The organism is Aquabacterium sp. (genome assembly GCF_044226965.1).
Taxonomy (GTDB): domain Bacteria; phylum Pseudomonadota; class Gammaproteobacteria; order Burkholderiales; family Burkholderiaceae_C; genus Pseudaquabacterium.
This window is the reverse complement of record NZ_JBGAGA010000121.1, coordinates 1-6,564: the sequence shown is the minus strand read 5'-3', so window position 1 is coordinate 6,564 and position 6,564 is coordinate 1. Positions and strand designations below refer to the sequence as shown.

Below are 6,564 nucleotides of genomic sequence, written 5' to 3'. Positions count from 1 at the left end.
CCACCGTGCGCGGGCTGCGCGGATGCATGCGAAAAGCGAGTCCGGAAAATCAGAAAGGCCCGGAACCTTGCGGTGTCCGGGCCTTCAGCGGCGCTCTGCGAGCGCCTGGCTGGAGGGGGCGACTAAGCGCCTGGTCCCTCTCCCGGAATGAGCACCTGCAGCGGTTGGTGAATGAGCCCGCTGCTGGAGCGTTCCAGGCAGGCAGCAACCCACGTCACGCTGGCAGTGCGTGCGTCGATGGCGTTCATGCGGCTGTTCATGCGACACCTCCTCGGCGTTGGGTTGCGGGAAAGAGGTGCGAAAGTTAATCGAGTGCGCGTGTGCCGTCAACCCCGCGGGTGCGAGGCGTCCCCTGTTCAGTGGATCGGACGCAACAAAGGTCTAGCGTGCAAAAGACGCGGCTTCAGCGTCGCGCCAGCACGACCAGGTAGCGGCAGCTGCGCTTGCCGGTGTTCACGAAGCGGCAGTCGGCCGGGGCACCGAGCTGCAGGCAGTCGCCCGCGGCGAGCCGGTGGCGCTGTGCGCCTTCGTCGAACTGCAGCACACCTTCGGTCACCAGGATCAGCTGCCGCTGGAACGCAAAGGCCGCGGCCGGGTACGGCACCTCGGCACCTGGCGGCAGCTCGATCTCCAGCAACTCGATGCCGCCGGGCCCGCGCTCGCCGCGCGGCGAGACCACGCGGCGCCGGTAGCCGGTCTCGGGGTCCTGCCACACCGGCTGCGCGGCGCGGCGGCTCAAGCGCTCGCCACCCTGGTCCTCGGCCAGGGCCAGCAGGGCCGAGAGCGACAGGCCGAAGGCGCCCGAGAGCTTGCCCAGCACCGTGGCGGTGGGGCTGGCCTCGGCCCGCTCGATCTTGCTGATCATGGCCTTCGAGACGCCCGAGCGCGCGGCCAGTTCGGCCAGCGACCAGCCGCGCGCCAGGCGCTGCGCCTTCAGCGAGCCGGCGATGGCCTCGGTTGGGTCGGCGGGCGGTTGGGGCATGTCTCGCATGGTGGCCGAGTATCCACTATGATGGATCGCACCGCCGATGGAGTCCGAGGTCATGCCGCGCCAGATGCACCTGAACGCTTTCGACATGGCCTGCGGGTGCGACTACGCGCGCCGGCTCGAGGCCGGCCTGTTCGACGGCATCTTCTTCGCCGACGTGGTGGGCGTGTACGACGTGCTCGGCGGCAGCCCCGATGCCGCGCTGCGCGGCGGCGTGCAGGTGCCGGTGAACGATCCCATGCTGCTGATCCCGGCCATGGCTGCGGCCACGCAGCACCTGGGCTTTGGCGTCACCGCGAACCTGACGTACGAGGCGCCGTACCTGTTCGCGCGCCGCATGTCCACGCTGGATCACCTGACCCAGGGCCGCATCGGCTGGAACATCGTGACCGGCTACCTCGACAGCGCCGCGCGCGCCGCCGGCTACCAGGCACAGGCCGCTCACGATGACCGTTACGATCTGGCCGACGAGTACATGGCGCTGATGTACGCGCTGTGGGAAGGCAGCTGGGAAGAGGGCGCGGTGCTGCGCGACCGCGCGACCGGCCGCCATGCCGACCCGGCCCGCGTGCATGCGGTGCACCACCACGGCAAGCAGTACCGGGTGGATGCGCTGCACCTGTGCGAACCCTCGCCGCAGCGCACACCGCTGCTGTACCAGGCCGGCGCTTCGGCGCGTGGCACGCGCTTCGCGGCCACGCATGCCGAGTGCGTGTTCATCAACGGCCACGGCAAGCCCGGCGTGAAGAAGATCGTCGACGAGCTGCGTGCGCAGGCAGTGCAGCAGGGCCGCGCGGCCAACGACGTCAAGGTCTTCCTCGGCGCCAGCGTGATCTGCGGTCGCAGCGAAGCCGAGGCACGCGACAAGTACGAGGACTATCGGCGTTATGCCGACCCCGAGGCGGCGCTGGCCCATGCCGCCGCGTCGATGGGCATCGACTTCGCGAAGTACGAGATGGACGAGCCCATCGTCACCGGCCAGAGCCAGGCCATCGTCTCGAACGTCGACGCGATGACGCGCAGCGCCGGCCCGCAGTGGACCAAGCGCAAGCTGCTCGAGCAGATGCCGCTGGGCAGCCGCCAGCCGCCGCTGGTGGGCAGCGCCGAACAGGTGGCCGAGGCGCTGATCGGCTGGACCGAAGAGTGCGGCGTCGACGGCTTCAACCTCTCGCGCAGCGTGGTGCCCGAGTGTTTCGACGACTTCATCGCCCAGGTGGTGCCGATCCTGCAGGAACGCGGCGCGTACAAGACTGCCTACGCCGAGGGCACGCTGCGCCGCAAGCTCTTCGCGCGCGACCGCTTGCCGGCCAGCCACCCGGTGGCGGGGCACCGCGTATGAGCCGCTGCTGATGCAGCGCCGCGGCAAGGCCACCTCGCTGGCCATCCTGATGGCCTGCGAGATCGGCGCGATGACGGTGTGGTTCTCGTCGGCCGCGGTGGTGGGGGCCATCCAGCGCACACAGGCGGTGGGCGCGCAGCAGGCGGCGCTGCTGACCAGTGCGCTGCAGGTCGGCTTCGTCGTCGGCACGCTGACCAGCGCGGTGCTGACCCTGGCCGATCGCCACGACCCGCGGCGCTTGTTTGCGGCCTCGGCGCTGATCGCGGCGCTGGCCACCGCGCTGTTGGCCGTGCTCCCGCCGACCGGGCCGCTGGTGGTGGCGCTGCGCTTCATCACCGGCCTGTGCATGGCCGGTGTCTACCCGGTGGGCATGCGGCTGGCGGCCACCTGGGCGCGCGGCGACCTCGGCCTGCTGATCGGGCTGCTGGTGGGGGCGCTGACGCTGGGCTCGGCCAGCCCGCACCTGCTGGCGGCCACCGGGGGCGTCGAGTGGCGGCTGGTCTATCGCGTGGCGGCGGCCTGCGCGGCGCTGGCCGGCGTCGCGGTGCTGTTCTGCGGCATCGGGCCGGGCATGGCGCGCAGCACGCGGCTGGACCTCACCAGGTTCACGCAGGCCTGGCGCAACCCGGCGGTGCGGCTGGCCAACCTGGGCTACCTGGGCCACATGTGGGAGCTGTACGCGATGTGGGCCTGGCTGGTGGTGTTCCTCGAGGCCAGCTTCCGCGCCAGCGGGCTGGTCGATGCCGGGCGCCAGGCCAGCCTGTGGACCTTCGGCGCAGTGGGCATGGGGGCGGTCGGCGCCTGGCTCGGCGGCTGGCTGGCCGACCGCGTGGGCCGCACCGCCGTCACGATGGGCGCGATGGGGGCCAGCGCCGGCTGCGCGCTGCTGATGGGTTGGCTGTTCGGTGCCGCGCCGGCGCTGGTGATCGCGCTGGCGCTGCTGTGGGGGCTGACGGTGGTGGCCGACTCGGCGCAGTTCTCAGCCAGCATCGCCGAACTGGCCGAGCCCGATTCGATCGGCACCTTGCTGACGGTGCAGACCTGCAGCGGCTTCCTGCTGACCTTGATCACGATCCATGGGGTGCCGCATGTGGTGGCCGCGGCCGGCTGGGTCGGCGCGTTCACCGTGCTGGCGATCGGCCCGTTGCTGGGGTGCGTGGCGATGGCGCGGCTGCGCGCGCTGCCGCAGGCGCAGCGGCTGGCCGGCGGGCGGCGCTGAATCAGGCCGGCGGGTCCGGCCCGGCGCAGGTCGGCTTGCCCGACCCGGCGGGCGTGCCCGGCTTGCGATAGCGCCAGAACGCCGGCAGCCACCGCGCACAGGCCAGCACGCCGATCACGCAGACCATGCCGCCACCGGCGATCGAGCGCGCGATGCCGAAGCGCTCGGCCATGAAGCCGGCACGCGCGTTGCCCAGCAGCGGGCCGCTCATGTACGACAGCTGCTCGATGCCGGCCATGCGGCCGCGCAGGTGGCCGGGAATCGTCTCGTTCCAGATCGTCATGCGGAACAGGCCGCTGGCCATGTCCGCCGCGCCGGCCAGCGCCAGGCACAGCAGCGCCACCGGCAGGCTGGGCGCGAAGCCCAGCGCGACGATCGCCGCACCCCACAGCGCCGCGGCGATCACCACCGCGGCGCCGCGCCGGTGGACCTTCGCGGTCCAGCCGCTGAACAGCGTGAGCGCCAGGCCGCCGACGCTCATCGCCGAGTACAGGTAGCCCGCGGCCGTGCTGCCGCCCCAGCCGGCCGCGAGCGCCGGGAACACCGCCAGCGGCATCGCGAAGCTCATTGCGACGATGTCGACGACGTAGGTGCCGATCAGCTCGGGCCGAGCGGCGGCGTAGCGCAGGCCCTCGGCGATGCTGGACAGGCCGACCGCCGGTGCCTGCTCGGCCGGCGGCATGCCGCGGATCATGGACAGCGCGGCAAACGAGATCGCATAACTCGCAAGGTCGATGGCAAACGTGAAGGCCATGCCGAAGCGCGCGATGCAGAGCCCCGCCAGCGCCGGGCCGGCGATCGACGCGGTGGTGAAGCGCAACGAGCTCAGCGCCGACACCGCGGCCAGGTCCTCGGCGGCCACCAGACGCGGGGTCAGCGATTCGAGCGCCGGGCGGTGGAAGCCGTCGACCGCCGACATCAGCGCCGCGACCGCGAAGATCAGCACCGCGCTGGGCTGCGCCAGGCTGGCGTTGGTCACCAGCGCCAGCGAGCCCAGCATCAGCAGCGCCTCGGCACCCAGCAGCACGCGGCGCCGGTCCATCGCGTCGGCCAGCGCGCCGCCCCACAGCGCGGTGCAGGCCAGCGGCAGCAGCTGCACCACGCCCAGCAGGCCGACGATGGCCGACGAGTGCGTCAGCTCGTACAGCTGCACCGGCAGCGCGACGAAGGTCAGAAAGCTGCCGAAGGCGCTGACCAGCTGGCCGATGAACACGAGCCGGAAGTCGCGGTGGCGGCGCAGCGGGGACAGGTCGATCAGCACGGCGCTGGGGATGCGGAACGCGAAGCGCGCACTGTAGCCAAACCCCGGTTTATGCTGCGGCCACGATGAGCGATTCGCTGCACGACCTGGCCGCCGACCTCCAGCGCTTCGCGGCCGAGCGCGACTGGCAGCCCTTCCACGCACCGAAGAACCTGGCCTCGGCGCTGGTGGTGGAGGCGGGCGAACTGCTCGAGCACTTCCAGTGGCTGACCGAGGCGCAGAGCCGCGATCTGCCGCCCGCCACGCGCGACGAGGTGGCCGGCGAGATCGCCGACGTGCTGCTGTACCTGGTGCAGCTGGCCAGCGCGCTGGGCATCGACCCGGTGGCCGCGGCGCGGGCCAAGATGCAGGTCAATGCGCAGCGCTTCCCGCCCAAGGCGCGCGGCGGCGAAGGCTGAGCCTGCCTCGTCAGGCCGCGGGTTGCAGCGTGCGGCCGAACAGCGCGAACAGCCGCTCCCAATGCCGCTCGGCCGAAGCCCGGTGGTACACCGCGCGCTGCGGGAACACGAAGCCGTGCTCGGCCTGCGGGTACCACTCCACGCGGTGCGGCAGGCCGCTGGCCTGCAGTGCCTGCTCGAGCTTCACCACGTCGGCGGGCGGCGCCCACTTGTCGATCTCGGCACACGCGAAGTAGCTCTCGCAGCGCAGCCGGGCAATCCAGCGGTGCGGTGAGTCGGGTGCGTCGGTGGCCATGTTGGCGCCGTGGATGGACGCGATGGCCGCCAGCCGGTCCGGGAACGCGGCGGCGGCCCAGACGACGAAGGGGCCGCTCATGCAGTAGCCGACGGCGCCAATGCGTTTCGGGTCCGCCACCATGCCCATCTGCTGGTCCACCCACGCGAGCATCGCGCGCGTGTCGGTCTCGGTGGTCTGGCGGTTCAGCGTGCCCATCAGCTGGAACATCTCGGCCAGCAGCGCCTCGGTGCGTTCCTTCAGCTGGTACTCGCGCCGGCTGCGGTAGTACAGGTTGGGCAGCAGCACGCAGTAGCCCACCGCGGCGAAGCGGCGCGCCATGTCGTGCAGTTCCTCGCGCTTGCCGGGCGCGTCCATGTAGAACAGCAGCACCGGATGCGGGCCGTTCTCCTCGGGGTGGACGATGAAGGTGTTCATCGCGCCATCGGCGGTGGGGATGTCGACGTGGTGTTCGATCATGATGCGGTGGACGTGTTGATCAGGCGTTAGGAATTCTGCAGCAGCGCGTGGAATTGTTCGAACAGCGGCACCAGCTGCTCGTGCGGCACGGCCAGGACGCGGTCGCCCAGGGTCAGCTCGGTGCGGCTCCAGCCCGGCACCTCGGCCGGCTCGATGCCGTCGACCAGCCAGGCGCCGTGCTGCTGCGCCAGCGTGTCGCGTGCTTCCGCCACGGCGTCTGCCGGGGCGGCGAAGAACAGGTGGAACAGCGGCGTGTGCGGCACGCCGGGGTTCACGCGCATCGTCGCGTGGAACGGCTGCAGCGCCGCGGCCAGCTGCTGTGCGCGCTGGTACAGCGCCGGCATCAGCGCCACGCGCTCGTCGAAGCGCATCGCGGCGCTGGCGATCATCGGGCTCAGGTGATAGAGCGTGCCGCCCATGCGCCGGCGCCACAGCCGGGCCTGCGCGACGAACTCGGCGTCGCCGGCCAGCAGCGCGCCGCTGAGCGCGCCGATGCCCTTGTAGACCGAGACATAGACCGAGTCGAAGCCGGCGCAGATCTCGGCATGCGGGCGGGCGTAGAACGGCGCGCTTTCCCACAGCCGTGCGCCGTCCATGTGCAGGCG

The 6,564-nt window shown here is 71.6% G+C and carries 7 protein-coding genes; 3 read left to right on the top strand and 4 right to left on the bottom strand.

Annotation, left to right across the window (positions count from 1 at the left end; translation table 11 throughout):
- Positions 1–403: 403 nt before the first annotated feature.
- Complete coding sequence (locus ACILR4_RS28655) at positions 404–982, bottom strand: helix-turn-helix domain-containing protein (RefSeq protein ID WP_395704301.1); 579 nt, start codon at positions 980–982, stop codon at positions 404–406.
- Positions 983–1,028: 46 nt separating this feature from the next.
- Here ACILR4_RS28655 and ACILR4_RS28650 point away from each other — a divergent pair, with 46 nt between their 5' ends.
- Together ACILR4_RS28650 and ACILR4_RS28645 are read left to right on the top strand one after the other, a co-directional pair.
- Positions 1,029–2,327 (top strand): LLM class flavin-dependent oxidoreductase, encoded by a 1,299-nt coding sequence (locus ACILR4_RS28650; RefSeq protein WP_395704300.1) that lies wholly within the window; start codon positions 1,029–1,031, stop codon positions 2,325–2,327.
- Positions 2,328–2,337: 10 nt separating this feature from the next.
- Entirely contained in the window at positions 2,338–3,546 is a 1,209-nt protein-coding gene (locus ACILR4_RS28645) for an MFS transporter (protein WP_395704299.1), read from the top strand.
- Position 3,547: 1 nt separating this feature from the next.
- Here ACILR4_RS28645 and ACILR4_RS28640 read toward each other — a convergent pair whose 3' ends face one another.
- Positions 3,548–4,807: an MFS transporter gene (locus ACILR4_RS28640; RefSeq protein ID WP_395704298.1), complete on the bottom strand. Its 1,260-nt coding sequence runs from the start codon at positions 4,805–4,807 to the stop codon at positions 3,548–3,550.
- Between the two features lie 65 nt (positions 4,808–4,872).
- Here ACILR4_RS28640 and ACILR4_RS28635 point away from each other — a divergent pair, with 65 nt between their 5' ends.
- On the top strand, positions 4,873–5,205 hold the full coding sequence (locus ACILR4_RS28635) for a nucleotide pyrophosphohydrolase (protein WP_395704297.1): 333 nt from the start codon (positions 4,873–4,875) through the stop codon (positions 5,203–5,205).
- A 10-nt stretch (positions 5,206–5,215) separates the two neighbouring features.
- Here ACILR4_RS28635 and ACILR4_RS28630 read toward each other — a convergent pair whose 3' ends face one another.
- A complete protein-coding gene (locus ACILR4_RS28630; protein WP_395704296.1) occupies positions 5,216–5,959 on the bottom strand; it encodes a dienelactone hydrolase family protein in 744 nt (247 codons plus the stop codon).
- Between the two features lie 26 nt (positions 5,960–5,985).
- Positions 5,986–6,564 (bottom strand): beta-eliminating lyase-related protein (locus ACILR4_RS28625; protein ID WP_395704295.1); only part of this gene is annotated, 579 nt, incomplete at its 5' end.

Coding starts and splice junctions, on each gene's coding strand:
- ACILR4_RS28635 (WP_395704297.1), top strand. CDS start 4,873: ATGAGCGATTCGCTGCACGACCTGGCCGCCGACCTCCAGCGCTTCGCG.
- ACILR4_RS28645 (WP_395704299.1), top strand. CDS start 2,338: ATGCAGCGCCGCGGCAAGGCCACCTCGCTGGCCATCCTGATGGCCTGC.
- ACILR4_RS28630 (WP_395704296.1), bottom strand. CDS start 5,959: ATGATCGAACACCACGTCGACATCCCCACCGCCGATGGCGCGATGAAC.
- ACILR4_RS28650 (WP_395704300.1), top strand. CDS start 1,029: ATGGAGTCCGAGGTCATGCCGCGCCAGATGCACCTGAACGCTTTCGAC.
- ACILR4_RS28655 (WP_395704301.1), bottom strand. CDS start 982: ATGCCCCAACCGCCCGCCGACCCAACCGAGGCCATCGCCGGCTCGCTG.